This window comes from Weissella koreensis KACC 15510 (assembly GCF_000219805.1).
Classification (GTDB): domain Bacteria; phylum Bacillota; class Bacilli; order Lactobacillales; family Lactobacillaceae; genus Weissella; species Weissella koreensis.
This window is the reverse complement of sequence record NC_015759.1, coordinates 188,990-215,486: the sequence shown is the minus strand read 5'-3', so window position 1 is coordinate 215,486 and position 26,497 is coordinate 188,990. Positions and strand designations below refer to the sequence as shown.

The window sequence follows — 26,497 nt, the reverse complement described above, 5'->3', positions numbered from 1 at the left end:
TAGTTCTGTTATAATTAATACCGGAAAGAGCTAGTAATAGTTATTTTCAGTTTTACACATATCCTAACTTTTTGCGAAGTAGGGGCTATGTGTTTTTTGTTTTGTTTTGCTTATTTAAAGTTAATCATAAACGAAACAGAAGTAATTATTAATTTATGCTCATTGTTAGTTATATATTTGTAATTGATTCTCTGTTGAATTAACCTTGGTGTAAGGAGGAATAGCACATGAAAAAAGTATTATTTTGGTTCATAATTTCAATTATTTTAACCATAATGGCGTTGATAGCTGTTTACTTTAATAATGAACCTATTTTGATTGAGATGAGCAATGGTGGTTTTAAATTAGAGGGTTCATATTTCTGGCCAATTGTGTTGGTAAATGCGTGGACTGTACGCAAATTTTATAAGAATAGAAAATTGGAAAAAGATAGGGAAAGTTCAAAATAGCTTTTGATACCATTGGGTACGTCTTAGAATTAAAGCAGGAAATGGTTTAAGAAAATTAAATATCAGAATTAGGTACTAGCGAGGATGTTTTTTATAATTTAATTGTTAGTGCTTTTATATTATTAATTGAATTTAACTTCAAATGATGGATGTATCAATTGTTACGTATATTTTTTGATATTTAGTTATTATGGATATTGTGTAGTTTTTAACGAATTCTTTTGATATATTGTACGTGCATTTTTTAACAAGCAATTCAATTCTAAATCATTTGAATCGACATTAATAATTTATGGGGCATATGGGGAGTTTAAGAGAGGTTGAATAGATAGACACTTATGTTTAATTTAAAAAATAAAGGATCAATTAATGAACTTATTAATATGATAGAAAATAGATACAGTATTTTTAATTTAAAAATCGAAAATGAAAAAATTAAAATCGATAAAGATATTGATTGGGATTATATTAATTCGCCAAACTTATTGATTCAAGGTAAAAGTGGCAGTGGTAAGACATGCTTGATTTTATCTATGTTAGTACAAATATTAACTAAGACTAAATTTGTGAATATATTTGATCCGACTTATTCATATATATCTAATTTTAATGATATAGACAGTTTAAAAGATAAAATATTTAATGATAATTATGAAATTAGTAAGCAAATTCATAATATTTATGAAGGAATGATTCGTCGATCTAAAATAAATATGAAAATGAATATTGAAGACAAATTAAATTCTTATACTGAAGATGATGTGAAGCCTCAATTTATTGTATTTGATGAAATTAGTCTGTGGATTTTAGATGGCCAAAAATATTCTGATAATTCTGATGAACGTCAAGCTTATAAATTAGCGTTATCAGATTTTTTTGAAATTTTGATTAGAGGTCGTGCTTTAGGAATTTATGTAATTATTTCTATACAGGACAGTTTATTAAGTGTATTACCCTCAATAATACGTAGCCAGATAAATTTAAATATTTTCATGGGTATGTTAGATGATAATGGAACTGTTCCTGCTTTGTATTCTGAATTAAAAGGTTGGGGTGCTGTAAAGAAGCATGATGGGTCGATGCATACATTCTACTCACCGGAAATTCCAAAAAATAATAATTTGCATGAATTCATCAAATATATTGGAATCTAAGGAAGTAAAAAAATGAAATCATTAAAAATTCAGTTACATTTGATACATCAAAAAATAATAAGCAGGCTATAATCCATAATAAAAGTGGAAGTGAGGGTATTAGATTATGGATGGGGATAAGGTTAAATTTTTAATTGATAACGATTTACTAGATTTATCTAATACAATTTTAGATGAAGTTAAAAAATTCGATGTTTTTGCATCTCATAATTTAAATGATTTGGGTAAAGAGTTAGTTGATAATATTGGTGGTTTATCAGAATTGGTATTGGAAAATAATGAAGAAGAATTTGATTATTATTGTTTTGCTAGGGACCACTTAGAAGATGGAAATATTTTTAAAATCGGTGATACTTATGTTCGAAAAAATAAATAATGTTTGTTGATAGAGCTTTTAATGTTATGGCTCTTTTTTTGTTTGTTAAAATATAAGTAGGGAGAGAATAATTAAGAATATGTTTTCCAAAACAGAAAATTATCAGGCAAGTTAACAATTAATATGCAAGTGAACAACTTGAAGAAATATTCATCCTGTACCTATATTAGATCAAGTATAAGACGTAAGGAACTATTAGAAAAAATAAACCCCTTATCTTTTAAATAAGGAGTTTATTTTATGCTTTTTTATAAAAAAATATGGTTGATGTTTAGCTAGCTATTAACTTTTAAGTCTCAAATTGGGTTTAGCAGCTACTTTTTATATTTATCTTGAAAAACATCTATTTAATCTAATTTTTATGCTTTGTTAAGTCCTTCAAAATTATTTAAATCATCTAAAATGATCTCTTTAAATTCATCTGAAAAATTAAGCTCTGGGCTATCAAATATTTCATTACCATAGGCTTCGTTAATGTTATTTATTTTCTTTTTGTGCATATAAAACTCCTATATAATATTTAGTACACTTTAATATTAATTTAATAGTACAATGAATATGTCAGACTATGATTGGCGATTTGAATATTCATTATTCACGTGTTTTAACCGTCAGATATCAGATAAAGGTACGTAGTAGTTTAACGACTTACAGGTCGAAGACTATATAAAAAATATTAGTATCCGGCTTGAGGTAGCTGACTTTATTTAAATCTAATAAATTATTTGAGGCCAAAGAGTAGTAGCTTTTGTGGCGAATCCATTGATAGAAGCTAATTTGAAATTTCTTCTTTAAAAATTCCCATGATCAAACTATCATGATAATCACCTTCTGCAAAGAAGTGTTTTCTTAATTTACCTTCTTCAACGAAACCTAATTTTTTGTATATGTGAATAGCTGTGGAATTATCTGCATCAACATATAAATAAACTTTATGCATGTTTAAAACATTAAATGCATAATCAATACCAGCACTCATTGCCATTTGTGCATAGCCATGACCTTGGTATTTTGAATGAATAATAATTTGAATTTCAGTATTACGATGGAGCGAGTCAATTTCCATCAATTCAACTACGCCTATAAATTGAGAATCTTCTTCTACAACAAAACGTCTCTCAGTTTGATCGAGTACATGCTTATCATAGAGAGTTTGTAGTTCATCAAAAGACGTATATGGTTCTTCAAACCAAAGTGCCATAATCTTACGTGAATTTTCTTGCGTATAAATATAACTCAAGTCTTTCTTTTCTAACGGTCTTATTTTCATATATTTATCCTTATATTTTAGGGTGTTTGTTATTTTATATATATACCTTTTGATTCTAAATTCAAAATACAATCTAAATAGTAATTATCATTATGCTCAGGATAGATTGGTGAATCAAGAGATGTTTTTTGTAAATTTGTGTGACGTGAAAGTTTCGATCCTCTATAATTTTGATCTAGCCATAATTCATTAGGTTTGTAACCACGTCTTGCCATCTCGGACATAACCTTTTGATGGTACTGAAATAATTTATAAGGAGAGTAATTAAACACATAATCAACGGTAGAGTGCTTCTTTCCCCATCCTCCACCTCTTAAAGCGCAGCATTCCCTATGTTGGCCTAAAAGCTGCTGCCTTGGTAATTTAGAGATTAAATTTTCATGCCAGAGTCTCATGTTCATAATCCTCAATTATTTATAGATAAATATCTTTATTTATGGACCCTGTCGGACTCGAACCGACGACCGAACGGTTATGAGCCGTGTGCTCTAACCAACTGAGCTAAAGGTCCAAAACAGTTTAACGACTTGTAGGTCAAGTTTTAATTTTAATTATTTTATTAAATTATAGCAGTGATAAATGCTAATAGTCCAAAAATGATTCCAGGGACATTTGCGAAAATAATAGACGCATCGCGAGTATGACCATCTTCACCAAAGATACCATGAATTGTCCAAAAAACACAGTTAATAGTAGCAACTAATGGTTGGATAGGATTACCTTGCTCACCACTCAAGTTAGACATGATTTGAGGAATGTAAGAAACATACATAAGCACAGACATGATAGAAGCAATTACAGCGATCATATGTAGTGTTTTATTCTGGTTATTATTCAATATATTGAAACCTCTACTTTTTATTATTTAAGCAGTTTCGAGAAATGCTTAGGAAACTTTATAACCAATACAATTAATATTGAAAAGAGTTGATTGTATTAGTTATGCATTATTTTACATTTTTTTCTTTTCATGATCAAATATATCTTTATTTAGAATACCAAATCTTTATCACTCAATGTTGTAAAACCTTTGTTGAAGGGATCAATATAATCATTTTTGATCGGTCACAAAATTGGTACATAAAAATGAGCAGCATCAATGATATTTTAAGTCATTATTATTAATTATTAACTGAAAATAATGAGTTTGATATCACTATTTTAACTAAGAGCTTAGATGAAAGGACCCTGTCGGACTCGAACCAACGATCGAACGATTATTGAACCATTCGAACTAACTAACTGAGCTAAGAGTCCGTGGCAGTTTAATGACTTACAGGTCAATTAATATTCATTGATTTTTTATAACAAAACATTTACTGCAAGTAATCTTTGAACATCTTTCAAATCTCCGCCTTTTTTGAAAGTTAAAATTTCAGATGGCTCAGCTTGACCTGAAATCCAAATTTTAACTTCTCCATCCAAGTCAAAATGTCCAGAAGTTTCAGTAGAAAATTTTGAAATAGAGCGGTAGATAATTGATTTATATTCAACTTTTGAAGCAGTAATTCCTTGCTTATTAACAACAATTAATCGTTTGTTAGTAAATATAAGCATATCCCTAACTAACTTGAATGCATGTTCAATTCCCTCATTTGGAATTAGTAATGGTGCTATTTCTGATCGAACACTTTTAATCGATACTTCCGAAGCATTACCCATCAAACCATTGATTAAGTCCATGTTTCATTCTCCTTTTGTCTTTTAACGTGGTTACTTAGCACGTGTTTCTACCTGCTTTAAAAGCGAGCAATAAATATATTAATTCCGAAAACTTTACCTTGATAAATAAATGATAAGTCATTTTCAATATTCATAAATAAAAGTATATCAAAGATATGTTTGTATGTATGATGATTAAAAAATCCAAGGGATAGTGGTTGAAATATAATACGATCTATTTGAAATTTACGGATACATTGATTGAAACGATTGATTTTAGATTTTATTTTAATCGGTATAGATAACAAAATTAGAATAAAAATAAACAGGAATAAAGATTTTTTTGCTATAATTTTTCATTAGAGGTGGGATTATGAGCAATATATATGATAATGAAAAGTTTTTTGATGAATATTCAAAAATGAATAGAAGTAAATATGGATTAAATGGCGCTGGTGAATGGGAGCAGCTAAAAAAAATATTACCTAATTTAAAAAATAAAACTATGTTAGATTTGGGCAGTGGTTATGGTTGGCATAGTTTTTATGCTGCGGAAAATGGAGCTAATAGCGTTTTAGGAATAGATAGTTCAGATAAAATGTTGGCTATTGCAAAGCAAAAAAATAAATTTAATAATGTAGAGTTTAAGAAAATTGATATTAATAATTTGAATTCTATGAATGCTAAATTCGATTTAGTATTTAGTTCTTTAGCTTTACATTATGTAGAAGATTTTGAAAAAGTCGTCGCTAATGTTCAAACATTATTGAATCCAAATGGAGAATTTATTTTTTCAGTGGAACATCCAATATTTACGTCTGAAGGAACGGAACAATGGACGTTAAATGAAGATGGGTCAATTAAAAATTTTCCAGTTGATCGTTATTTTGATGAGTCAGTTAGGGAAACAAACTTTTGGGAGACACCAGTTATCAAGTATCACCGTACGTTGGAAACGTATATTGAAACTTTGATTAAAAATGGATTTACAATTCAACATCTAGTTGAGCCAACACCACCAGATTCAATGCTGGATATTCCTGGTATGAAGGATGAGTTCCGTCGTCCAATGATGATGATTTTATCAGCAAGAAAATTATAATTTATAAATTGAAACGTCCGATAATTATTATCGGACGTTTTTTATGGAGGATTATCTTTTTAAATGTTCTTCAAGCAAAAGGAAATTGCAATAAATTATTGTAAAAAAATAAACGTCCAAGACGACGTTTTAGAAGTGATGTTAGCTATTTTATTTTATTTATTAAGTCATATACTAAATTATCAATGTCATCACGGGTAGTTCGAAAAACATTTAATATTTGATCATTTGACCCAGTAGCTTGTGCGGGGTCATTTAATGGCCAATGTTCTTTTTTAACGCTGGCTGGCGTCATAGGACACTTATCTTTTGCATCTCCGCATAATGTAATGACATAATCGCTTGATTGTAAATAATCATTATTAATTAAATCAGATGTGTTGGCGGAAATATCAATGCCACGTTCAGCCATTACCTTAACAGCAATATTATTTAAACCATGTTGTTCGACACCAGCACTTTTAATAATCCAATCTGAAGGGGCATATTGCTTAGCGAATCCTTCAGCCATTTGGCTTCTGCATGAGTTACCAGTACACAAGAAATATATTTGCATATTTTAATCCTTACTTATTTATATTATTAAGTTAATGATACTATACTTTAGCTTAAATATAACAATTTATCAATAACTTAATAGTAAGATATAAATATAAATTAATTTCATCCATAATAATAATTTTTTTAATCTATGTAAATATGTGATCAAAATAATTCATATCCAATAATTGTCTTTAAAGGTCTTTTTAACATTTTCAACTAGCTATCCTTGCTTACTGTATTTGAGTATAATACAGATATTTAAAACATTTAATTAAAGGCGTTATGAGCTTTCCGACTTAGTTTAGCAAATAATTTTTAATAAAAAGGAATTAATTTAATGATTATACGACAATACTCCGATAATGATCTCAAGTCTATAATAGATATATTTTTTACGGCAATTCTTTCCATAGATACATCTTACTCTGTGGAGCAATTGAAAGCATGGGGAAATATAGATAAAAGAGACGAATTAATGCTTATATGGCAATATGAGTTACAAAAAACATATACATTAGTTGCGATTAAAGATGATAAAATAGTTGGTTTTTCGAATATCAAAAATGATGGATACATCGATTTAATGTATGTACTTCCTGAATACCAACATCAAAAAATAGCTACAAAAATTTTAAAAGAACTTGAAATCCATGCTTATGAATTAGAGCTAAAAGAAATGACGGTACATGCTAGTGCCATTGCAAAAAGTATGTTCCAAAATCAAGGATTTAAAATTTTGCTTAAGCAATCGGTTATAAGGGACCATGTAGAATTATATAACTATAAAATGTATAAAAAATTATAGAACATGTTTTTATGGGATGACTTAAATCAGGTCAGACTAAATTTATTGGCTTATTGTTCAATTAAATATATTGTTAATGGTTAATTTGAATGTATGACTTGCAAGGAATATAATGATCCATAAACGGGAGATAATAATATGCCATTAATGAGGATTGACGTGATCAAAGGTCATGATGAAAAATATTTAAAAACATTACTTCAAATTGCTTATGAGGTTCAAGTGGAAACTTTTAAAACACCAGTAGCAGACCGATACCAAATTTTGACGCAACATGAAAAGTTTGAGATGCAAATTTTGGATACAGGTTTGGGGATGGAACGTACTGATGATTTTGTTTTATTCAATCTAGTAACACGACCACGTTCGACGAAGGCTAAACAACAATTTTATAGCAAGGTGGTTGAAAGACTACATAATGAATTAGGTATACGTGAAGAGGACATTATGTTTAGCCTTATTCCTAATAATGATGATGACTGGAGCTTTGGAAATGGAGAAGCACAATTTTTAAACGATAAATTATAATTAAATAATTCATTCAGACCCATGTGAATTTAAAAATTGAGTAATCGATTTTAACATACTGGTTCAATATGATATGTTTAAGTTTCATAGAACAAAAGTGTTATGCTTATAATAACGTCGAATGGATTTGTGTTACCCCTCAAGAGACACATATCTAAAAGTATAATTTGACGTTGCGTGGAATTATTGTTCTACATAAAAGTAATGACTTAGGTCGTTGCTTTTTTTGTATATATAAATGGTATTAAGAATATTAAAGCAGTATAATTATCTTAAAATTTACGGAGGCCTACAAAATGAATGATGAATATATTTTTGATACTCAAGCACTGATTGAAGGATCAACTTTAAATGAAGATGATTTAACTGAACAAATAGAAACTAAATTTCCAGGTAATAGTTTAATCGTTGGTGGGGATGATGAACTAATGAAGGTACATTATCATACTGATAATCCAGGACGTGTTATAGATTATCTAATTACTATTGGGACTGTATTTGATGTAGTGATAGAAAATATGGAACGCCAAGCAAAGGGACTAAAAGGTTAATATTTATTCTAAAGAGTTAATCCTACAGCGGCTAATAATGTTTAAATTTTAAATAAAATAGGTATAAATGAATAAACGTGTTATGCTTGCCCAGACGTCGGACGAATATTATTTCTTTTAACTCTATTAAAAAAATATTCGACGTCAGGGACAGCCGTCCATAATGAAAAGCAATGACTTCGGTTATTGCTTTTTTAAATATTTAAAAAGTATGATGACAGCGCTTTCTTGGCTATGATATAATATTAATGTAAATAACGTAACTATGAATGTAAATTCATTTTTTTATTAGAGGAGGATTCTATATGGCTTTAGATGACAAGTTAGATGGAATGAAGGATCAAGCAACAGGTAAGGTTAAGGAAGTCTCTGGTAAGGTTACCGGTGATTCACAAAAAGAAGCTGAAGGTAAAGCTGAAGGCTTAATGGGTAAAGCTAAAGAGAAGTTAGGTGAGGTTAAAGATTCCGCTTCTGAAATGGCTGAAGATGTTAAGGAAAAATTTAAAAACTAAAGAATTAATTTAGGGGGGCAATATGGGATTAATTTGGACGTTAATTATTGGAGCGATTATTGGAGCAATTGGTGGTGCTATTACCAAAACATCGATGGGATGGATAAGTAATATTGTCGCTGGATTGATTGGTTCATGGTTAGGTGAAACATTACTGGGATCATGGGGACCACATTTAGCAGGAATGGCACTTTTCCCATCTATTATAGGTGCAGTAATTGTTGTAATTTTAGTTTCATGGTTAATGGGACGTAGTAAAAACTAGTTAAATTTTAAAAAGACATTGAATTAGTATTATATATTTCTTAATAGTATTAATACACCGAGATTTTTTAATGTCACATACGAAAAGCAATGACTTAGGTTGTTGCTTTTTTTAATCTATATTTTTGAAAAAGTTGTATAATTTATTTATAAAATTAGGAGGTAAGCAAATGTATATTACTTTCACTGATGAAGCAATGAAAAAAATCAGTCCCATTTTAAATCAAAAGAATGATCGACGTATTGTACTTATGTATGAAGATGGTGTTTCACCCTATTCAATAACAGCAGAAGGAGCAATGCAAATTTCATTAGTCATATTAATTTTGCGAAATGATCAACCACTATTACCATGGTTTGATATGGAAGTCGATTCTAATTATGGAAAGATTCCAGTTAAAGGCTATGCTAAAGAGTACTTAGCAGAAAATATGAAGGTTGAAGTGTCAACGTTTGGTGGACTAGTTATTACTAGTGAACAAGGTATTTTGGATGATAGTGTTATTGTCCGTGATGGGCCCATGATGGCATAATAAAGGAGTGAAGAATGGCATATTCAAAAGAAGAGGTATCAAACTGGATAGAAGATTTACACTTAAGCACATGGGGCCCAACTACTATTGATTGGAATGAAAAAGTCCACCGTGTTCACATTAGTGTTGAATATGGACGCTCAGAAGAAGTGCGCAAAGAAATTGAAAAGTCTGTACAGTCTGAAATTGATAATGAAACTACGGATAAAGATAATGCACAGGATTTTTTGGATCATCTTTATGTCACTGATTATATGTTAGAAGATTAAATAAAAATATTTTATGGACGTCTGATAGTCGTAACATACGTTTTTTAAATTTACCAATAAAATAGGTATAATTAGATAAACGTGTTATGCTTGCTCAGACGTCGGATATTATTCCTCTTTTTTATGTAAGAAGCACTCTCTTTAAAAAGCTTATCCGGCGTCAATGGACATAGTCCATAATGAAAAACAATGGCCTCGGTTATTGTTTTTTTGTTTTAAGATAACAATAACAGCGGTTTCTTTATCGTGTTATAATATAAATATTAGCAGTATTAACTATGGATGAAAATTCATTTATTCAACTAGAGGAGGAATCTATTATGGCTTTAGATGACAAGTTAGATGGAATGAAGGATCAAGTAACAGGTAAAGTTAAAGATGTAGCAGGTAAGGTCACTGGTGATCATAAAACTGAAGCTGAAGGTATGGCTGAAGAATTGATGGGTAAGACTGAGGAGAAGTGGGAAGTGGTTAAAGATAACGCTTCTCAAATGCCAATAATGACTTCAATCATTGTCGCCGCAGCAGTTGCGGCGGTTACAACCGCTGTTTTGGTACATCATAAAAAGAATTAAATTATAAGTATTATATATTAACGTCTGATCAGGTTCAGGCGTTTTTTAAATTGATTAATGAAATAGGTATATATAGATTAAAGTGTTATGCTTGCGGTGACGCTGGGTAGCCTTCCCCTGTTTATAAGATTGAATTAGTTATTAATCTATAAATAAGCTATTCCAGCGTTACTAGTTTAATTATTTTTACACATTAAAGCAGTGACTCAGGTTATTGCTTTTTTGTTTGTGTCACTATCAACTTATCAGTGCATAAAATGATTTATTTTATCAATGGAAGTGAAGCAGGTGTTGTTAAATTGTGACGTTCCTCGTGTTTCATTCTTATTCCTCCAAATTAAAGTGTTAGATTAATTTTAGAACCTGCCATATTGATAAAATATACTAAAAAGGACTTTGTTATATTTAACAAAGTCCTTTTTGATATAAATAAATTTATTTTTTCTAACATTAGGAATTATTAACGGTATATGCTACAAAAACATATATCTTGTTCAATAATCTTTTTATAAATAATATTTTAGTTTAAGTTATTTGTTGAATGGCTAAAATTTGATAATCCTAATAGTAATATTATAACTGGAATAAATTGAATTAAGTATCTACTTCTACCACCTTCAAAAATCAAAAGATAAGCAAAACCACCAAGCAAAGCTACTTTAAATAATAGTAAATATAACCGTGAATTTTCGGAAGATGCCTTGGTTAGTATCAACATTAATAACGCCAAAATCCACAATATTTGTACGATAACGTAAAAGCTATTTAAATACTTACCATTGGGATAAACCCAATTTTGCACAAAATTACTTGGTTGTTGATCTATAAAGTTACCTTCTTGTAGCCATCCAAACGAACCATCAGCGGTATTATTGTAATTTTTATAAATTAAAAATAAACCATATGTATAAGGTGTATATTCACTAATTCGAGTTTGAATATCTTTTTTTGATATTTTTTTCATTTCATCTGAACTATGAGCCGAGTACATAGGCCCTGCGTCAATCTGAGAAAATCCGCCTTCGTCATGCATACCCATAGAGATAAAGTGAATAGCAGGTACCTTTAATTTTTGATCAATATGTACAAATTTTTGATTATTTGTTTTTATTTGGTAACCAAATTGAACACAAAGTGCAGCTATGATAACTAGTATGCATTTTATTATTAATTTTAGATTATCTTCTTTTTTTGATCGATTAAAAAATAGGTATAATAATTCAACTACGATAATGGCTATTAAAGGTATGACTGCTGTAGGCTTCATCAAATATCCCAACATTGCAAAAATACCAAGTAAGAAAGCACCGATTATTTGTTGACTACGGCTTGTAGCTTTTTTAAGTAGCGTGTAGCCTAAAATATAAGTGCTAATTAGTGGTAATACTGTAGTATCAGTATAAGGGACAATGATATAAGGAAATACACTTAACCATATAAGGAAAATTGACCAAGTTTTAAATGTCTTAGTTTTATCAATTAAATATATTGATATTAAAGAAGTAACCATGAATAAATCAACGCAAAGTAAAGATAGATAACTAAAAGATAACCATGATGAACCGAAAAGGCTACTCCAAAAATATTCTGTATATAAAAGTAACAAATTATTTGGATAAAAGCTAAAATAATTGTATCTAAACCAGTCATTAATATTACTATGATTTATTACTTCAGAAGCAACGATTCCAGCATCAAAACCAATTCCGGTATTCGCTTTATTTATAAAATATATTTGCCATGAAAAAACAATTACAGATATACATAATAGTAAATATATTTTATGTTTTTTAGATGAATTAAAAATGGGCAATGATAAGGATTTGAATTTTGAGAATTTAAAAGCACCTAATACAATTAATATTAATGCGACCAAACCAGTTATTGTGGATAATCGATAAGGATTATCTAAAGAAAAAAGATGGTCTGAATATAAAGCCCCGATTAAAATGATAAAAATCCAGATAAAAAATAATGTATTTATTATCTTTTCAATAAGGCTAAATATCGACAATTTATTAATACGCAAGTCAACTACTCCTTAAAAATATAATGTTTATTAAACTAAATACTAAAATTTACTGGGTATTGAGCCTATTCTATAATATCATAAATCATTAATACGTTGGTTTATATTTAATCGATAAAAATGTCTATTGGGCGACTTCCCAATGATATCCAGCAGGAAGAGCGCCACCAGCCGGAATAATATGAGAATGCCCTTTTCTAGTAGACCAATCATAACCGTCTTGAATTGCCCAATGGCTACCAGTTCTAGAACCACCAGAGCTACTTGGTGTGGATTGAACTTGGGCTTGCTGTACTTGAGATGCAGCTGCAGCAACGCTGGAACTTGCGGCTGATTCCGAATTAACTATTCTTTGTGATTCTTCAGCAGACTCACTAGAAGCAATGGATTCAGACTCTAATTGACTTTCAGACTTAGCTTTGCTTTCTGAGGTGGCTTTGGCTTTGCTCTCAGACCTAGCTTTGCTTTCTGAGCTGGCCTTAGCTTTGCTCTCAGAATTAACTTTGCTTTCAGACTCTGCTTTAGACTTTTTAATAGATGATGAAGACGAGATTGGCTCATTTTGGTTCGTAGTGCCTTTATGAAAAGCAGGATTACTTGAGCCAATGATTATAAAAATTAAACCAGCTAATAAAAGATAGTTTGGATTAAATTTTGTTTTCTTTTTTAATAATAATTTTCGTATATACGAAATAAAAGAATAAATTAAACCTATAAAACCAATAAAGACGGCAAAGCTTGGTAAACTATACGCGATAAAAATTGCAATTAGTATGATAACGACTTTAAACCACAATGTAGTGGTCCATAATTCTTTGATCTTATTCATGACGAATTATCTACTCCTTAAAGGGAACAGTTTAACGTGGATATTCAGCACGTATTTATTAAGTAAATGTATATAAGACATTTTATTGAATATTTATGTTTAGACATGAATGATTTTTAGATCTAAATTTTTATTGTAGATCTTTATCCAGATCTACTAAACAAGTTAATTCGTAATTATAGCTTATAGTAATGGTATATGATTTATTACGTAAGTTTAGGGCAGTAATAAGCCAAAACAATTTAATAATATCAAAAAAATGTTAAGTAATAAATAAAAAAATAATCAATATATATTTTTTTAATATTATTAAGAATAAATTGAATGTTTTACTAATTGAAGTTACGGTTAAAGTTCAAGAATTCATCTATGATAATAATTTATAGGCTCATTTAATCGTATAAAATCATGTTAGATTATTCATGTATCTTAAGTACTTATAAATTAGTAACATGATTATTCATTTCTTGAAAAATAAGAAAATAAATCGTAAACTTATTAGATCAAATACTTTAGGAGATTAGACAATGTTATCTGAAAATGAAGTTATGAAAGAACTACTTGCGTTAGAAGAAAAGTACCAAGATCTTGAAAAGCTTCCAGGAGCTCGTTCAGTTTATTTAGCTCATTCATGGTGGACTGAAACACAAATTGATGCAACTTTAGCTACTTATGAAGCATTATTGCAAAACCCAACAATCGCACATATCCATGTTCCATTGTTACATCAATATAAAGGGTTAGTCTTTGTCGAAGGTGGCGAGTTTGAGCCAGATTTCGAATGGGCAACTATGACGTATAAGGCAGATATTCGAGCAATTAATAATGCTGATTTAGTGGTTGCAACGTATCCTGCTGATGCTCCTGATATGGGTGGAGCCATAGAAATTGGATATGCTGTTGGAACTAATAAACCAGTTGTGATAGGTTATTATGGCGATATTAATGAAAATCCAGTTAATTTGATGGTTAGCTTTAGTGCTGATAATTATGTATATAATCCAGATGAGTTTGAATCATTTAATTTCTTGGATATCGCTTCAAGAGCATATGAGGCAAAAATCATTTAATTTTAAATTATATTTAAAGCAATGACTTATGTTATTGCTTTTTTATTATAAAACGATGGCAATGGTAACGTTTTGTTAATTGTGTTATAATTTAAGTACAAACAAATGACGCCCTAAATGAAATATTCGTTTACACAACTACAGGAGGAATCTATTATGGCTTTAGACGACAAGTTAGCTGGAATGAAGGATCAGACAACAGGTAAAGTTAAGGAAGTATCAGGTAAGGTGACTGGTGACACTAAGACTGAAGCCGAAGGAAAAGCTGAAGGATTTATGGGTAAGGTTAAAGAAGTTGTAGGTGACGTTAAGGATGCAGCATCAGACATGGATGATAAATTAAAAGAAAAGATCAAAAAGTAAGCGCTAAAAAATATGTTAGGAGGAGTTCTATTATGGGATTAATTTGGACACTTATTATTGGTGCAATTATTGGAGCTATCGGTGGGGCTATTACAAAGACATCGATGGGATGGATTGCTAATATTATTGCTGGGTTAGCAGGTTCTTGGATAGGCGAGATGTTATTTGGTTCTTGGGGACCACAAGTAGCTGGAATGGCATTGGTGCCATCTATTATTGGAGCCGTTATCATTGTAGCAATTGTTTCATGGCTATATGGACGCAGTAAAAATTAAAGTTACAATATATTTAATAAATTGTTACTATAAATTAAAAAAGAGGGGTGGTCATAATGACACCTCTCTTATTTTTATTTACCTTAAAGTAACTTTCTTAATTCTTCTAAAAATGCCGATGAAATTTCTGATAATTCTTTCCCTTTACTCCAAGTAATATCTAGATGAGAAGTTAGATAGTTAGCGAATGGTTTAAATATTAAGCCATTCATTGCCGTTGATTCGATTAATTTGTCTATACCGATGGCAATCCCGATTTCTTTTTGGACTAAAAGGGCCGCATTAAAAATCAGATTATAAGTACCAGTAATCTGTGAATCTAGCAGCGAGTATCCTAGCCATGATTCTAGTTCACTTCTTGCACTACTTTGATTAGAGATAATTAATTTTCTATTTTCTAACATTTCAGGGGTTATTTCATGTTTATTGGCTAGAGAATCATTGGACTTCATTATTATTCCCCAAGAATCTGCCTTTGGGAGACGGATAAAGTTGGCATTTTGGGTATCGTTATTAAGTGATATTACAAAATCAAGGATTCCATTATTCATTTTGAAATTCAAATCTTCTGCATTTCCACTATATAAATGGACACGAATATCAGGGCTCTTTTTCGTAAGATTGCTGATTGCACTTGCAATTATCTCCATACCTTCAGTCTCTGGGGCACCTATATATAATTCACCTGACAATATTTTAGTTTGATGAACTTCTTTTTCGGCTCTATTTAGTAATAATAGAAGTTCTCTAATTCGTTGATAATATATTGTTCCCGCCTCGGTTAATGAAATTTTCCGACTACCTCGATCGAATAATTTAATATTTATTTCTCTTTCTAGTTCAGTCATTTGTCTTGATAAAGTTGACTGTGAAATGTTATTTATTTTGGCAGCAGCAGATATATTCCCTTCGTTAATAACTGAGATGAAATTTTTCAAAGTTTGAATTTCCATAAAATATCCTTATCTATGTATGCGTTTTTTTGCATAATTAGACATGCAATATTGATATTATACATCATTAATGAATGGTAGTAAGATATATTTATTGATAAAACTTAATCTAAAAAGAGGAAAAAATAATGGCAATCGAAAATAAAGTAGTAGTTATAGTAGGGGCTTCATCAGGGATTGGAGCAGCGACGGCAAAATTACTTGCTAGCAAAGGAGCAAAATTAATTCTAGGTGCTAGGCGTGAAGAACGCTTACAGCAACTCGTGACTGAAATTGATGGCGAGATTGATTATAAGGTTACCGACGTAGCAAGTAAAGAAGACGTAAAAAAGCTAATTGATTTTGCAATGACCAAATATGGTCGAGTAGATGTTTTATATAACAACGCTGGTATTATGCCCCGAGAAAATCTTTCAGATGCAAAATATGAAAATTGGGAAAATGAAATTCAAATAAATATTATGGGAGTTTTACATGGGATTGGGGCAGTTTTGCCAATTATGAAAAAACAAAATGATGGTCTCATTATTACGACAGATTCTGTCGCTGGACATGTCGTCTATCCTGAATCAGCTGTATATAATGGAACAAAATTTGCCGTTCGAGCTATTATGGAAGGTCTTCGTCAAGAAGAACGTTTGCATGGAATTAGATCATCAATAGTATCGCCTGGTGCAGTTAATTCTGAACTAAACTCAACATTAGATAACCCAGCACTAGAAAAAGAAATGACTAAAATGTTTGCGGGGTCTAACCCTGAAGACTTAAGAATGAATGTTCTCGACCCTGAGGATATTGCTAATGCAGTTGCATACATTATTGATCAACCAAAACATGTCACGATTTCAGATATGATTGTACGACCAACGGCTCAAGAGGTTTAATGGACAGATGGAATTTACAAACAAGATTATTTCTGCTAATAGTTCGGAATTTAATAATATAAATGAAATTAAAACAGATAATGAGATATTAATACAACAATTAAATACTAATGTGCAAAGTCCTAAATCAGTTAGGGAAAAAATTTCGATAATAACTAACTCAAATATTGATGAAACTGTAGAAATTAATTTACCGTTTCAAACGGATTATGGAGCGAATATTAGATTTGGTAAAAATGTTTTTGTTAATAAAAATGCGATGTTTGTTGATGTTGGCGGTATTGTAATCGACGATAATGTTCTCATTGCACCAAATGTAACCATTGTGTCTGTGAATCATGCTAAAGATCCGAATAGACGGCGCGATTTAGAATTAAAACCAGTTCATATTAAAGAAAATGCTTGGATTGGCGCAAATAGTACGATTACACCAGGAGTAACAATCGGTAAAAATGCAATTGTGGGTGCTGGTTCAGTAGTTACTCATGATGTCGCGGATGATAGTACTGTCGTTGGTGTTCCAGCAAGTCTTTTATCATAGTTAGTAATTATAAATTAGAAGAAAGAAGTAAGAGGCTTTAAAATGAAAAATAAAATTGCAATTGGAACATGGTCATGGGGGGTCGGCGGAGCAGCTGGCGGTAACGTTGTATTTGGTAATAATTTAGGCGTTAATGAATTAAAACCAGTCTTTGATGCAGCAATAGATAATGATCTTAAATTATTTGATACAGCTTATGCTTATGCGAATGGTCAATCTGAAAAAATTTTAGGGTTATTAGCTAAAAATTATATTCGTAAAGATTTAACTATTTCTGATAAATTTACCCCAGGAATGCAGAATGATAATGCCGAAAACCCAATTATGGACATGTTAAATGGTAGTCTTGAACGTTTGGGTACTGATTACATTGATATGTACTGGATTCATAATGCTGCTGATATTGAACGATGGACGCCATATATTGTAGATGTTGTAAAGTCAGGTAAGGTTAAGCGGATTGGTGTATCTAATCATGATCTGGAACAAGTAAAAAGAGTTCAAGAAATTTTAGCACCACACGGTATAAAACTTGATGCAGTTCAAAATCATTTTAGTTTGTTATATCCAGCATCAATTGATTCTGGTCTATTAGAATATAGTAAAAATAATGACATTGAGTTTTTCTCATACATGGTTTTGGAGCAAGGAGCTTTGTCTGGAAAGTACAATATTGATAATCCAATGCCAGCTGATTCCACTCGTGGAAAAACATATAATCCAATATTCTCTAAGATGGATAATTTGCTAGATTTAATGAATCAGATTGCAGATGTTCACCAAGTCAATCCTGCGCAGATTGCGGTTGCTTGGGCTATTAAAAAAGGAACAACACCCATTCTTGGTGTGACTAAATTGCCTCAGGTTTCTGATGCAAAACTGGCATTAAATATTCAATTAAGTGATTTTGAGATGAAGCAATTAGAAACGGCTGCTTTGGAAGCAAACGTTAATACTAAAGGCGGTTGGGAAGGCAAAGCTTAAGTAAGTACCCAATATATTCAAATTTAAACATGTTTATAAAATGGTTAGTTTACCATCGAATATTTTAATTCCATCCAATTAATTTCATAAAAACGAAGAATATGCCTAAAATTAAAAACGTTATTGCTAGATATTTATTAGTATGATTTTTAGTTTGCTGAAATTGAGATACTTGCCATATAAATAATACAATAGCCATGGCCAGGTAGAGCCAGTCTGCGTCGTACATGAAATTTAAGGTAATTGTTATAATTAGCATAATTATTAAACTAGTATTGATTATTATTTTCAAAGTAACACCTCCCATATTTGAGTTATTGAAGCAATATTTTAATTATCTAAGATAATATCACAACTTAAATGTTAGTTGAAATTAAAAGGCCTACCGATTTAATTGTCAGTGGCCTTTTTTGATTTAATTCATAATGAATACTGATATTGTTAAATACGTTGCAAATAGTATCCAGACAATATAGGGCAATAGTAGATACTTATGATTGCTTCTATCTTTGTAGAATATTATTAAAGTGAAAACATCCATCAAAACAATGATGATTGATGCTAATAGATAATTACCTGTCCCAAAGAATATAGGGGTCCAAATGAAGTTTAGGATTAGTTGAATGTACATCAGCCAATTAAGCTTGACATTATGCTTATTTGAATTAGCTAGATAAATTCCTAAAAGAATGTAGAGAATAATCCAGACTGGTCCAAAAATCCAATTGGGAGGCGAGATTGCAGGCAATGATAATGAACTGTAAATATCTTTTATCGACATATTAGAAAAGATAGGGACGAGAAAAGATGAGATAGAACCTAGAACAATAATTATTATAGAATATAAGAAACTTTTTGATAGAGTATTAGAATGATTCATTAAAAACCTCCATGTTTGTTTGATTATATAAAGCACATAATTAACTAATTTAATTTTAACAATTACACTTTGACTAATCAATATATCTAATATATTAATTTTTATGCCCATTCTAAATAAAAATGTTTTATACCATATTATTTTTATATAATTATCAATTTTGCGATTAATTTATTACTTATTTAGTAATAAAGATAAGAAGCATTGTGATCATCGCTGGTAAGGATTGAATAAAGAATATTTTTTTCGTCACGGTAAGTGAACCATAGATCCCAACAACTGAAATATAAAACATTAACAAAATTAAGATGGTTTTTAGTTGAGGGTATGGGATTAGAAAATTAGATAGAATAATGGTTACTGCTAACATTCCATTGTAAATTCCTTGATTTCCCAAAGCACTTTTAGCGTAGGGGTTTTCTAAGAATGATGTTGGCAAATCAAACAATTTGGATTGTAATTCAGGCTTAGCAAATATTTCAATAAGCATAAAAATAAGATATTCTAATGCAATAATAGTGGTCAAGAATAAAATCATGTATTTCTCCTTTTGAATGTATTGCTTCTAAAATAATATTATTAATAGAAACTATTAATATCATTAATTATATAAAATTGAATACGTAAAAACATTGTTATCTTTGATAAAGAATAAAAACCTAGGTTACTTTATAAAAGTAACTTAGGTTTCCAATTCTTACTTTAATTTGCGATTTATTTTTTCGGAAGTGTTTTTTATGCGATTAATTTTAAAAGAATTTTTTTCTTGGTATAAATCAAGTTTATGTTGTAAGTCAACAATCGTTTCTTCTGCTTTTGGAATTTCATGTTTCAAATCCGCTTGAGCCTTTTGAAAGTGGTGATTAGCGTCCTTGGCTTGATTAAAAAGGACTTTCCAACTATTAAATTCTTTTTTTAAGCGGCTTGAAAAATTGTTAATAGGCATAAATTAATCCTCTAATTTTTCAATAATGGAATCTGCAATTGTCTGATATTTATCAGTATCATAAAGGTCAGCGTTACTAAATTCAGTAATATTAAAGTCATCATCTTTATATCGAGGTACAATATGGAAATGAGAATGGGGAACAACTTGACCGGCTCCAGTTCCGTTATTTGAAAAGATGTTAATTCCGATAATATCAGGATTAGAAGCACGAATGGCGCGGGCGATGATTGGTAACTTAGAAAGAACTTTAGCGGCCGTTTCATCATCATAATCAAAGATATCAGTAACGTCATTTTTCGGAATTAGAAGGGTATGTCCAGGTGTGATTTGAGAGAGATCTAAAAAGGCAAGGGCGTCATCATCTTCATAAATTTTAAATGATGGAACATCACCAGCAATAATTTTATCAAAAATATCAGGCATGATAGGATTTCCTCCGTAGAATAAAAAATTCAATATACGAATATTGTACCATGTTGTTAATTAAATCAGCATAATATTCAGACTTATTACTATACTTAAATTATCGAATGTTTTTAAAGCACTAGATCGTTCAATAATAAATTTAGGTACCAATCTAGTAATTATCTTGTTATTATTGACAATGTTGTGTTTTAATTGGTTTTAGCTTAAAAGTTAGCCAATTTAGATTTATTAGTGCTTAACTATGGCAATTAATGTTGGTAAGAGTTTATCTTATCTGGGACGTTGAATTTTTCATTAGAATCAATTATTGTTATTTACGTGTTGATTCAATTTTAAATTCAGGAAAAGGAAGAAAAATGAGATTAAGAAATAAAAAATGGGCTGATACTTGGTTAACTAATCATGATGAATTAGTTATTACACAAGATCGAGCAACCGGACTTCAAGGAAATTGGATGAATATTTTTGCTCAAGAAGCCCCAATTCATATTGAAGTTGGAACTGGGAAAGGTCAATTCATTATTGGAATGGCTAAAAAATATCCCGATATTAATTTTATTGGGATGGAAATTCAAGAATCAGCAATTGCTGTTGCAGCACGAAAAGCCGATGAAGATGAAGCTGAACTTCCTAATCTTAAATTTATATATGGTGATGGTGCAGGAGTTGAAACCTATTTCTCAAAGGGTGAAGTAAGTAAAGTTTATTTAAACTTTTCAGATCCATGGCCCAAAAATAAACATGAAACCCGTCGATTAACGTATAAATCATTTTTAGCTGGGTATAAGTCAATTTTACCAGCTGGTGGAGATCTTGCATTTAAAACTGACAATCGAGGACTTTTTGAGTATTCACTATATAGTTTTGCTAATTTTGGTATTAAATTTGATCCAAAGGGAATTTCTTTGAATTTACATGAAGACACTGAAAAGATGGAAGATAATATAGAAACTGAATATGAAGAGAAGTTTTCAAGTGCCGGTTTCCCAATTTATCAATTTTTAGGTCATTTTGAATAACCTTAAAAAAGCTTGAAGCATTTTATGTTTCAAGCTTTTTATATAAGATATTAAATGAATACTTTTGTATAAAATAAGCAATATATTGTTTCAAAAGTTTCATTAATAAAGTATAGATTTAAAAGGGTGAAATTTAAACTGAATTTATGATTTAAGTATGGTAAATTAAGTTAATGGGATAATCTGTTACTTTAAAAAAATTCATAATTGGCATAACATTAGCCAATGTTGAAAAAAATGATTTATTTACAATAGTATGGTAATTTTTTATTTTTTATATTATAGTAAGCAAACATAAAGAATAAAAATATTAAAGAAAAGGGGATGAGTACGTGCCAACAACGACAAAAGATAAACCAAAAGCTAAAAAGCGTACCACCACTAAACGAAAGAAAAATTTAGTAATTGTTGAATCACCATCAAAAGCCAAAACCATTGAAAAATACTTAGGATCTGGATATAAAGTAGTTGCCAGTATCGGACATATTCGTGATTTACCAAAGTCACAAATGGGAGTTGATACTGAAAATGACTATAACCCTAAATATATAAATATTCGTGGAAAGGGGGATGTCATAAAAAACTTGAAAAAAGAAGCTAAAGCAGCTAAACATGTTTATTTAGCATCTGACCCGGATCGTGAAGGAGAATCAATTGCCTGGCATTTGGCGCATATTTTAGATCTTGATACTAGTTCTGAAGAAAATCGAGTGGTCTTTAATGAAATTACTAAAGATGCAGTTAAAGATGCCTTTAAACGCCCACGCCAATTGGATATGAATTTGGTTAATGCTCAACAGGCACGCCGAATTTTAGACCGTTTGGTTGGCTACTCAATCTCGCCTCTTCTATGGAAGAAAATTAAAAAAGGACTGAGTGCTGGTCGGGTTCAATCTGGAGCATTGGGTTTAATTATTGATCGTGAGAATGATATTCAAGCCTTTCAGCCTGAAGAATACTGGGAATTACCAGCTGAATTCAAAAAATCTAATAAGAAATTTAAAGCTGGATTTTATGGGTTAGATGGTCAAAAGGTTAAGCGAATCCCAGACAATGAAATGGTTCAATCAATTTTGAAACGAATCGATCAAAATCAAGAATTTGATATAAGTGAAGTCGTTAAGAGCGAAGGAAAAAACAATCCCAGTCCAGCTTTTACAACTTCAACTTTGCAACAGGCAGCTAACACGCAATTGAGTTTTCAAACTCGGCGTACGATGTCTACAGCGCAACAATTATATGAAGGAATTAATCTGGGTGGTAAAGAAGGTTCAGTTGGGTTAATTACCTATATGCGTACCGATTCCACACGAATATCATCCATTGCTAAAAATGATGCATCTAAATTTATTCATGAAGAATATGGTGATGAATATGCTGCCACTAAACCAGTACAAGGTAAATTGCAAGAAGGGGCACAGGATGCTCATGAGGCAGTTCGACCTACTTCGGTTTTCCGAACACCTAAATCAATTAAGGACAAGTTAACTAATGACCAATTTAAACTTTATCAATTGATTTGGTCACGTTTTGTGGCCTCTCAAATGACAGCAGAAGTTATTGATCGGGTCCGAGTTACTTTGACACAAAATGGAGTTATGTTCAGAGCTAATGGAGCTACGACTAAATTTGCTGGTTATACAAAAGCTTACCCAGCTGCTAAAGCTAAAGATAATGTTCTACCTGAAATGGTAGAGGGTGGTAATGTTAAGCTTGATAAAATTAATCCTGAACAAAAGTTTACTCAGCCCAAGCCACGTTATACTGAAGCTGCGTTGGTTAAAGCTTTGGAAGAAGCTGGTGTTGGACGACCATCAACTTATGCTGCTACGATTGAAACTTTGAAATCACGAGCATATGTCAAAATGGACGCAAAGAAATTTATTCCAACTGAAATTGGTAAAATGGTTCAAGACGCCGTTCGAGATTATTTCCCTGATGTAGCTGATCTAAAATTTACTGCCCAAATTGAAGGGGAACTAGATAATGTTGAAACTGGGAATGAAGATTGGGTTAAAGTAGTTGATGAATTTTATAAACCATTTAAAGGTGAGCTAGATATAGCTGAATCAGAAATGGAAAAAATTGTTGTCAAAGATAAGTTAGCCGGTGAAAACTGTGAAATTTGTGGGGCTCCTATGTTGGAACGCCTTGGACGATATGGTAAATTCTTTGCTTGCTCACGTTTTCCTGATTGTCGGAATACTAAAACAATTGTAAAAGAAATTGGCTTAGTTTGCCCTAAGTGTCATCAAGGTCAAATTATTGAACGAAAGACAAAACGCGGTCGGACTTTCTATGGTTGCTCACGTTATCCTGATTGTGAGTTTATCTCATGGGATAAGCCAACTGAAAAGACATTAGCTGATGGAACTACACCTAAAGATGGTGAAGATAATAAAAAATCTAAGACCACTAAAAGTAAGAAACCAGCCACGAAAAAAGCAACTAAAAAGAAAGCTGCTAAAAAGTAATAAAGCTTGATAAGCGCAGTTGAATGATCATTTTGAATTTTTGGCTGAGATTGTTATAATCTCAGCCTTTTATTATCTAAATTATATTTTGAAAATAGATTAAACTTTGGTAAAATAAAATTATTGAAAGCGCTTTATACAATTCACGGGGGATAGCATGCTATATTTAGAAAATGAAAAAGTCCGAGTAGCTGTAAATGAACAGGGGGCGGAATTAAATAGTATTTATTTGAAAAATAATGAGACAGAGTATCTTTGGCAAGCTAATCCTGAAATTTGGGGAAGACATGCACCTCATCTTTTCCCCATTGTTGGACGCTTACAAAACGATACATATCAATTTGAAGACCAAACATATGATATGACGCAACATGGATTTGCTCGTGATCTAGTTTTTAAGATAATTAATGCTGATTCAAAGATGATTCAATTACGATTAGAAGATTCTATTGAGACACACCGGCAATATCCTTTTAAATTTCAATTTGATGTAATATTTACCTTATCTGAAATTGGTGAAATTGGAGTTAAATACTTAGTTAAAAATATTGATCAGCAAGTGATTTATTTTGGCTTGGGAGGACACCCTGGTTTCAATATTCCATTGTCAGGTGTCAAAAAATTTGAAGACTATCAAATCCAAATTACGCCAGCTAAGTTGTATCAACGTAAAGTTTTAAATGGACCGTTTTTAGATTTACACCAAGACATTATGTTTGATGCCAAAAAAGAATTGGTATTAAATCGTTCAGACTACAAAAATGATGCAATAATTCTTGAACTAGATGAACGTCCAGTTGAAATCAAAATCATTGATACTGATAAGAAACATGGTATTAAAGTTAATATTGAAAATGCTAAATTTGCAGGTATTTGGACCAAATCGAATGTTGAAGCACCATTTATTTGCATCGAGCCTTGGTGGGGAATTGCGGATACATTGGAAACAACTGGGCAATTAGTTGATAAATATGCTATTAATCGGTTAGATGTAAATGATGAATATGTTGGTGAGTATTCAATTCAAGTTTTTTAATGAATTGATGTTTTGTATAAAAAATAAGAGTTTTAATTGTTATTATGTTTAATACGTATTCCAGAGTAAGGAAGGAATACGTTTTTTTGTACTAAATTATAAATGCATTTATTTGTAAGACGTTTTTTGCATGCGATGATGAAACATTAAATGATAGCTTTCTTTAAATTTAATTTCAGTGTGATACAACGCATAACTGATATTAATAAATTCTTCAATTATTTGGTACAATAGGGAAGTAATAATTGACATGGAATTATTTGATTTCACAAAGAAAAAAGATATAAAATAAAAAATTAGCGCCTCAGTTAGTGGTTGTACGTTAAAGTGTTGTTATATCAACGGTTAGGAGACTATATGCCAGAGCTACCAGAAGTAGAAACAGTTCGACGAGGATTAACAAATCTTGTTCAAGGTCGGACAATTTTAAAAGTTGAAGTACGTTGGGAAAAAATTGTCGGTATGTCAGAAGCGGAATTTGATGCAGAAATGGCTGATCGTAAGATAGAAAAAATAGATCGTCGTGGAAAATATTTGTTATTCAGATTGAGTGGAAATAAAACGTTAGTGTCGCATTTACGCATGGAAGGGGCGTATTATACAGTTCCCGCTGGGACAGAGCCAGGAAAGCATGATTTGATCACCTTCCATCTGGATGATGAGATCGATCTTTTTTATCGGGATACTCGTAAATTTGGACGGATGAATTTAGTCGATACACCTAATACAATGCAGGTGGCCGGGTTGGCTAAAATTGGACCTGAGCCAACTGAAGATGATTTGACTTTAGAGTACATGCAAAAAGAGTTTCAAAGGAAAGGTGCTATTAAACCATTTCTATTGGATCAAAGTCATATCGCTGGGTTAGGTAATATTTATGTTGATGAAACATTATGGATGGCAAAAATTCACCCATTACAACCAGCAAATACTATTGATTTAGAACATCTGACCCATTTACGCAAAGCTATTATTGATGAATTAGCTTTGGCCACTAAAAATCATGGAACAACAGTTCATTCATTTACCACTGCTTTTGGTGAGGCCGGGACCTTTCAAAATCAATTGAAGGTTTATGGTCGAGTAGGAGAACCTTGTTATCGATGTGGAACGATTCTTGTTAAAACTAAGGTAGCACAACGTGGAACTACTTATTGCCCACATTGCCAAGTGTTGCACGATTAAAGAGGAT

At 31.0% G+C, this 26,497-nt stretch carries 35 protein-coding genes and 1 tRNA gene; 22 read left to right on the top strand and 14 right to left on the bottom strand.

Annotated elements, in window-relative coordinates:
- Window positions 1-227: 227 nt before the first annotated feature.
- The 3 genes from WKK_RS01045 to WKK_RS01035 all read left to right on the top strand — a co-directional run bounded on the left by WKK_RS01045 (window position 228) and on the right by WKK_RS01035 (window position 1,979).
- Window positions 228-449, top strand: coding sequence for a hypothetical protein (locus tag WKK_RS01045; RefSeq protein WP_013989167.1), 222 nt, complete (start codon window positions 228-230; stop codon window positions 447-449).
- A 338-nt stretch (window positions 450-787) separates the two neighbouring features.
- The gene (locus tag WKK_RS01040; protein WP_013989166.1) at window positions 788-1,603 is read left to right on the top strand and encodes an FtsK/SpoIIIE domain-containing protein; all 816 of its coding nucleotides are present in this window, start codon (window positions 788-790) and stop codon (window positions 1,601-1,603) included.
- Between the two features lie 106 nt (window positions 1,604-1,709).
- Window positions 1,710-1,979, top strand: coding sequence for a hypothetical protein (locus tag WKK_RS01035; protein ID WP_006845603.1), 270 nt, complete (start codon window positions 1,710-1,712; stop codon window positions 1,977-1,979).
- 359 nt (window positions 1,980-2,338) lie between these two features.
- Here the strand turns inward: WKK_RS01035 and WKK_RS07190 are convergent, their stop codons facing one another.
- The 6 genes from WKK_RS07190 to WKK_RS01010 all read right to left on the bottom strand — a co-directional run bounded on the left by WKK_RS07190 (window position 2,339) and on the right by WKK_RS01010 (window position 4,932).
- A complete protein-coding gene (locus WKK_RS07190; RefSeq protein ID WP_006845602.1) occupies window positions 2,339-2,479 on the bottom strand; it encodes a hypothetical protein in 141 nt (46 codons plus the stop codon).
- 272 nt (window positions 2,480-2,751) lie between these two features.
- On the bottom strand, window positions 2,752-3,249 hold the full coding sequence (locus tag WKK_RS01030) for a GNAT family N-acetyltransferase (protein ID WP_006845601.1): 498 nt from the start codon (window positions 3,247-3,249) through the stop codon (window positions 2,752-2,754).
- A 29-nt stretch (window positions 3,250-3,278) separates the two neighbouring features.
- The gene (locus WKK_RS01025) at window positions 3,279-3,644 is read right to left on the bottom strand and encodes a TIGR02328 family protein (RefSeq protein WP_013989165.1); all 366 of its coding nucleotides are present in this window, start codon (window positions 3,642-3,644) and stop codon (window positions 3,279-3,281) included.
- Between the two features lie 42 nt (window positions 3,645-3,686).
- Window positions 3,687-3,760 (bottom strand) — tRNA-Ile (locus WKK_RS01020).
- 48 nt (window positions 3,761-3,808) lie between these two features.
- Window positions 3,809-4,057, bottom strand: coding sequence for a SemiSWEET family transporter (locus WKK_RS01015; RefSeq protein ID WP_038241142.1), 249 nt, complete (start codon window positions 4,055-4,057; stop codon window positions 3,809-3,811).
- A gap of 494 nt (window positions 4,058-4,551) precedes the next feature.
- Window positions 4,552-4,932: a PH domain-containing protein gene (locus tag WKK_RS01010; RefSeq protein WP_006845599.1), complete on the bottom strand. Its 381-nt coding sequence runs from the start codon at window positions 4,930-4,932 to the stop codon at window positions 4,552-4,554.
- 352 nt (window positions 4,933-5,284) lie between these two features.
- Here WKK_RS01010 and WKK_RS01005 point away from each other — a divergent pair, with 352 nt between their 5' ends.
- Window positions 5,285-6,013, top strand: a complete 729-nt coding sequence (locus tag WKK_RS01005) for a class I SAM-dependent methyltransferase (RefSeq protein WP_013989163.1) — start codon at window positions 5,285-5,287, stop codon at window positions 6,011-6,013.
- Between the two features lie 145 nt (window positions 6,014-6,158).
- Here WKK_RS01005 and arsC read toward each other — a convergent pair whose 3' ends face one another.
- Window positions 6,159-6,569, bottom strand: coding sequence for an arsenate reductase (thioredoxin) (gene arsC, locus WKK_RS01000; protein ID WP_081461275.1), 411 nt, complete (start codon window positions 6,567-6,569; stop codon window positions 6,159-6,161).
- Between the two features lie 324 nt (window positions 6,570-6,893).
- Between arsC and WKK_RS00995 the strand changes: the two genes are divergently transcribed.
- From WKK_RS00995 to WKK_RS00960, 8 genes are all read left to right on the top strand, one after another.
- Window positions 6,894-7,361, top strand: a complete 468-nt coding sequence (locus WKK_RS00995; protein WP_006845593.1) for a GNAT family N-acetyltransferase — start codon at window positions 6,894-6,896, stop codon at window positions 7,359-7,361.
- Between the two features lie 138 nt (window positions 7,362-7,499).
- The gene (locus WKK_RS00990; RefSeq protein WP_006845592.1) at window positions 7,500-7,889 is read left to right on the top strand and encodes a tautomerase family protein; all 390 of its coding nucleotides are present in this window, start codon (window positions 7,500-7,502) and stop codon (window positions 7,887-7,889) included.
- 296 nt (window positions 7,890-8,185) lie between these two features.
- Window positions 8,186-8,440 carry a hypothetical protein gene (locus WKK_RS00985; protein ID WP_006845590.1) on the top strand — a complete coding sequence of 85 codons (255 nt, stop codon included), beginning with the start codon at window positions 8,186-8,188 and terminating at the stop codon, window positions 8,438-8,440.
- 305 nt (window positions 8,441-8,745) lie between these two features.
- Window positions 8,746-8,952 carry a CsbD family protein gene (locus tag WKK_RS00980; protein ID WP_006845589.1) on the top strand — a complete coding sequence of 69 codons (207 nt, stop codon included), beginning with the start codon at window positions 8,746-8,748 and terminating at the stop codon, window positions 8,950-8,952.
- Window positions 8,953-8,974: 22 nt separating this feature from the next.
- Window positions 8,975-9,217, top strand: a complete 243-nt coding sequence (locus WKK_RS00975) for a GlsB/YeaQ/YmgE family stress response membrane protein (protein ID WP_006845588.1) — start codon at window positions 8,975-8,977, stop codon at window positions 9,215-9,217.
- Window positions 9,218-9,386: 169 nt separating this feature from the next.
- Complete coding sequence (locus WKK_RS00970; RefSeq protein ID WP_013989160.1) at window positions 9,387-9,749, top strand: iron-sulfur cluster biosynthesis family protein; 363 nt, start codon at window positions 9,387-9,389, stop codon at window positions 9,747-9,749.
- Window positions 9,750-9,763: 14 nt separating this feature from the next.
- Window positions 9,764-10,018, top strand: coding sequence for a hypothetical protein (locus WKK_RS00965; protein WP_013989159.1), 255 nt, complete (start codon window positions 9,764-9,766; stop codon window positions 10,016-10,018).
- A gap of 278 nt (window positions 10,019-10,296) precedes the next feature.
- On the top strand, window positions 10,297-10,593 hold the full coding sequence (locus WKK_RS00960) for a CsbD family protein (RefSeq protein WP_420794673.1): 297 nt from the start codon (window positions 10,297-10,299) through the stop codon (window positions 10,591-10,593).
- 520 nt (window positions 10,594-11,113) lie between these two features.
- Here the strand turns inward: WKK_RS00960 and WKK_RS00955 are convergent.
- Both WKK_RS00955 and WKK_RS06990 read right to left on the bottom strand, forming a co-directional pair.
- Complete coding sequence (locus WKK_RS00955) at window positions 11,114-12,622, bottom strand: glycosyltransferase family protein (protein ID WP_013989158.1); 1,509 nt, start codon at window positions 12,620-12,622, stop codon at window positions 11,114-11,116.
- Window positions 12,623-12,746: 124 nt separating this feature from the next.
- On the bottom strand, window positions 12,747-13,451 hold the full coding sequence (locus WKK_RS06990; protein ID WP_013989157.1) for a hypothetical protein: 705 nt from the start codon (window positions 13,449-13,451) through the stop codon (window positions 12,747-12,749).
- 527 nt (window positions 13,452-13,978) lie between these two features.
- On the opposite strand from WKK_RS06990, the gene WKK_RS00945 reads away from it, so the two are divergent.
- The 3 genes from WKK_RS00945 (at window position 13,979) to WKK_RS00935 (ending at window position 15,159) form a co-directional block, all read left to right on the top strand.
- Complete coding sequence (locus tag WKK_RS00945; protein ID WP_006845581.1) at window positions 13,979-14,521, top strand: nucleoside 2-deoxyribosyltransferase; 543 nt, start codon at window positions 13,979-13,981, stop codon at window positions 14,519-14,521.
- Between the two features lie 156 nt (window positions 14,522-14,677).
- Window positions 14,678-14,884: a CsbD family protein gene (locus WKK_RS00940; RefSeq protein WP_006845580.1), complete on the top strand. Its 207-nt coding sequence runs from the start codon at window positions 14,678-14,680 to the stop codon at window positions 14,882-14,884.
- A 32-nt stretch (window positions 14,885-14,916) separates the two neighbouring features.
- Window positions 14,917-15,159: a GlsB/YeaQ/YmgE family stress response membrane protein gene (locus tag WKK_RS00935; RefSeq protein ID WP_006845579.1), complete on the top strand. Its 243-nt coding sequence runs from the start codon at window positions 14,917-14,919 to the stop codon at window positions 15,157-15,159.
- 83 nt (window positions 15,160-15,242) lie between these two features.
- Here WKK_RS00935 and WKK_RS00930 read toward each other — a convergent pair whose 3' ends face one another.
- A complete protein-coding gene (locus tag WKK_RS00930; protein WP_006845577.1) occupies window positions 15,243-16,112 on the bottom strand; it encodes a LysR family transcriptional regulator in 870 nt (289 codons plus the stop codon).
- A gap of 128 nt (window positions 16,113-16,240) precedes the next feature.
- On the opposite strand from WKK_RS00930, the gene WKK_RS00925 reads away from it, so the two are divergent.
- Genes WKK_RS00925 through WKK_RS00915 form a run of 3 tightly spaced genes read left to right on the top strand, consistent with a single transcriptional unit; the run spans window position 16,241 to window position 18,521 of the window.
- Entirely contained in the window at window positions 16,241-16,996 is a 756-nt protein-coding gene (locus tag WKK_RS00925; protein ID WP_013989156.1) for an SDR family oxidoreductase, read from the top strand.
- 7 nt (window positions 16,997-17,003) lie between these two features.
- Entirely contained in the window at window positions 17,004-17,537 is a 534-nt protein-coding gene (locus WKK_RS00920) for a DapH/DapD/GlmU-related protein (protein ID WP_013989155.1), read from the top strand.
- Between the two features lie 42 nt (window positions 17,538-17,579).
- Window positions 17,580-18,521 (top strand): aldo/keto reductase, encoded by a 942-nt coding sequence (locus WKK_RS00915; RefSeq protein WP_013989154.1) that lies wholly within the window; start codon window positions 17,580-17,582, stop codon window positions 18,519-18,521.
- A gap of 415 nt (window positions 18,522-18,936) precedes the next feature.
- Here the strand turns inward: WKK_RS00915 and WKK_RS00905 are convergent, their stop codons facing one another.
- The 4 genes from WKK_RS00905 to WKK_RS00890 all read right to left on the bottom strand — a co-directional run bounded on the left by WKK_RS00905 (window position 18,937) and on the right by WKK_RS00890 (window position 20,773).
- Window positions 18,937-19,401, bottom strand: coding sequence for a TspO/MBR family protein (locus tag WKK_RS00905; protein WP_006845573.1), 465 nt, complete (start codon window positions 19,399-19,401; stop codon window positions 18,937-18,939).
- Between the two features lie 178 nt (window positions 19,402-19,579).
- Window positions 19,580-19,939 carry a DUF1304 domain-containing protein gene (locus tag WKK_RS00900; RefSeq protein WP_013989152.1) on the bottom strand — a complete coding sequence of 120 codons (360 nt, stop codon included), beginning with the start codon at window positions 19,937-19,939 and terminating at the stop codon, window positions 19,580-19,582.
- A gap of 159 nt (window positions 19,940-20,098) precedes the next feature.
- The gene (locus WKK_RS00895) at window positions 20,099-20,347 is read right to left on the bottom strand and encodes a hypothetical protein (protein ID WP_006845571.1); all 249 of its coding nucleotides are present in this window, start codon (window positions 20,345-20,347) and stop codon (window positions 20,099-20,101) included.
- Between the two features lie 3 nt (window positions 20,348-20,350).
- Complete coding sequence (locus tag WKK_RS00890; protein ID WP_006845570.1) at window positions 20,351-20,773, bottom strand: HIT family protein; 423 nt, start codon at window positions 20,771-20,773, stop codon at window positions 20,351-20,353.
- A gap of 359 nt (window positions 20,774-21,132) precedes the next feature.
- On the opposite strand from WKK_RS00890, the gene trmB reads away from it, so the two are divergent.
- The 4 genes from trmB (at window position 21,133) to mutM (ending at window position 26,490) form a co-directional block, all read left to right on the top strand.
- Window positions 21,133-21,795, top strand: a complete 663-nt coding sequence (gene trmB / locus WKK_RS00885; RefSeq protein WP_006845569.1) for a tRNA (guanosine(46)-N7)-methyltransferase TrmB — start codon at window positions 21,133-21,135, stop codon at window positions 21,793-21,795.
- A 332-nt stretch (window positions 21,796-22,127) separates the two neighbouring features.
- On the top strand, window positions 22,128-24,269 hold the full coding sequence (gene topA / locus WKK_RS00880) for a type I DNA topoisomerase (RefSeq protein ID WP_013989151.1): 2,142 nt from the start codon (window positions 22,128-22,130) through the stop codon (window positions 24,267-24,269).
- 157 nt (window positions 24,270-24,426) lie between these two features.
- A complete protein-coding gene (locus tag WKK_RS00875; RefSeq protein WP_013989150.1) occupies window positions 24,427-25,305 on the top strand; it encodes an aldose 1-epimerase family protein in 879 nt (292 codons plus the stop codon).
- 357 nt (window positions 25,306-25,662) lie between these two features.
- Window positions 25,663-26,490 (top strand): bifunctional DNA-formamidopyrimidine glycosylase/DNA-(apurinic or apyrimidinic site) lyase, encoded by an 828-nt coding sequence (mutM, locus tag WKK_RS00870; RefSeq protein ID WP_006845566.1) that lies wholly within the window; start codon window positions 25,663-25,665, stop codon window positions 26,488-26,490.
- Window positions 26,491-26,497: the final 7 nt, after the last annotated feature.

Coding starts and splice junctions, on each gene's coding strand:
- WKK_RS06990 (WP_013989157.1), bottom strand. CDS start 13,451: ATGAATAAGATCAAAGAATTATGGACCACTACATTGTGGTTTAAAGTC.
- WKK_RS00940 (WP_006845580.1), top strand. CDS start 14,678: ATGGCTTTAGACGACAAGTTAGCTGGAATGAAGGATCAGACAACAGGT.
- mutM (WP_006845566.1), top strand. CDS start 25,663: ATGCCAGAGCTACCAGAAGTAGAAACAGTTCGACGAGGATTAACAAAT.
- WKK_RS00895 (WP_006845571.1), bottom strand. CDS start 20,347: ATGCCTATTAACAATTTTTCAAGCCGCTTAAAAAAAGAATTTAATAGT.
- WKK_RS00990 (WP_006845592.1), top strand. CDS start 7,500: ATGCCATTAATGAGGATTGACGTGATCAAAGGTCATGATGAAAAATAT.
- WKK_RS00875 (WP_013989150.1), top strand. CDS start 24,427: ATGCTATATTTAGAAAATGAAAAAGTCCGAGTAGCTGTAAATGAACAG.
- WKK_RS00975 (WP_006845588.1), top strand. CDS start 8,975: ATGGGATTAATTTGGACGTTAATTATTGGAGCGATTATTGGAGCAATT.
- WKK_RS00945 (WP_006845581.1), top strand. CDS start 13,979: ATGTTATCTGAAAATGAAGTTATGAAAGAACTACTTGCGTTAGAAGAA.
- WKK_RS00915 (WP_013989154.1), top strand. CDS start 17,580: ATGAAAAATAAAATTGCAATTGGAACATGGTCATGGGGGGTCGGCGGA.
- WKK_RS00905 (WP_006845573.1), bottom strand. CDS start 19,401: ATGAATCATTCTAATACTCTATCAAAAAGTTTCTTATATTCTATAATA.
- WKK_RS01015 (WP_038241142.1), bottom strand. CDS start 4,057: ATGATCGCTGTAATTGCTTCTATCATGTCTGTGCTTATGTATGTTTCT.
- WKK_RS07190 (WP_006845602.1), bottom strand. CDS start 2,479: ATGCACAAAAAGAAAATAAATAACATTAACGAAGCCTATGGTAATGAA.
- WKK_RS01010 (WP_006845599.1), bottom strand. CDS start 4,932: ATGGACTTAATCAATGGTTTGATGGGTAATGCTTCGGAAGTATCGATT.
- WKK_RS00970 (WP_013989160.1), top strand. CDS start 9,387: ATGTATATTACTTTCACTGATGAAGCAATGAAAAAAATCAGTCCCATT.
- WKK_RS00890 (WP_006845570.1), bottom strand. CDS start 20,773: ATGCCTGATATTTTTGATAAAATTATTGCTGGTGATGTTCCATCATTT.
- WKK_RS01040 (WP_013989166.1), top strand. CDS start 788: ATGTTTAATTTAAAAAATAAAGGATCAATTAATGAACTTATTAATATG.
- WKK_RS00930 (WP_006845577.1), bottom strand. CDS start 16,112: ATGGAAATTCAAACTTTGAAAAATTTCATCTCAGTTATTAACGAAGGG.
- WKK_RS00935 (WP_006845579.1), top strand. CDS start 14,917: ATGGGATTAATTTGGACACTTATTATTGGTGCAATTATTGGAGCTATC.
- WKK_RS01035 (WP_006845603.1), top strand. CDS start 1,710: ATGGATGGGGATAAGGTTAAATTTTTAATTGATAACGATTTACTAGAT.
- WKK_RS01005 (WP_013989163.1), top strand. CDS start 5,285: ATGAGCAATATATATGATAATGAAAAGTTTTTTGATGAATATTCAAAA.
- trmB (WP_006845569.1), top strand. CDS start 21,133: ATGAGATTAAGAAATAAAAAATGGGCTGATACTTGGTTAACTAATCAT.
- WKK_RS00985 (WP_006845590.1), top strand. CDS start 8,186: ATGAATGATGAATATATTTTTGATACTCAAGCACTGATTGAAGGATCA.
- WKK_RS00925 (WP_013989156.1), top strand. CDS start 16,241: ATGGCAATCGAAAATAAAGTAGTAGTTATAGTAGGGGCTTCATCAGGG.
- WKK_RS00900 (WP_013989152.1), bottom strand. CDS start 19,939: ATGATTTTATTCTTGACCACTATTATTGCATTAGAATATCTTATTTTT.
- WKK_RS00965 (WP_013989159.1), top strand. CDS start 9,764: ATGGCATATTCAAAAGAAGAGGTATCAAACTGGATAGAAGATTTACAC.
- WKK_RS01025 (WP_013989165.1), bottom strand. CDS start 3,644: ATGAGACTCTGGCATGAAAATTTAATCTCTAAATTACCAAGGCAGCAG.
- WKK_RS00995 (WP_006845593.1), top strand. CDS start 6,894: ATGATTATACGACAATACTCCGATAATGATCTCAAGTCTATAATAGAT.
- arsC (WP_081461275.1), bottom strand. CDS start 6,569: ATGCAAATATATTTCTTGTGTACTGGTAACTCATGCAGAAGCCAAATG.
- WKK_RS01045 (WP_013989167.1), top strand. CDS start 228: ATGAAAAAAGTATTATTTTGGTTCATAATTTCAATTATTTTAACCATA.
- WKK_RS01030 (WP_006845601.1), bottom strand. CDS start 3,249: ATGAAAATAAGACCGTTAGAAAAGAAAGACTTGAGTTATATTTATACG.
- WKK_RS00920 (WP_013989155.1), top strand. CDS start 17,004: ATGGAATTTACAAACAAGATTATTTCTGCTAATAGTTCGGAATTTAAT.
- WKK_RS00960 (WP_420794673.1), top strand. CDS start 10,297: ATGGATGAAAATTCATTTATTCAACTAGAGGAGGAATCTATTATGGCT.
- WKK_RS00980 (WP_006845589.1), top strand. CDS start 8,746: ATGGCTTTAGATGACAAGTTAGATGGAATGAAGGATCAAGCAACAGGT.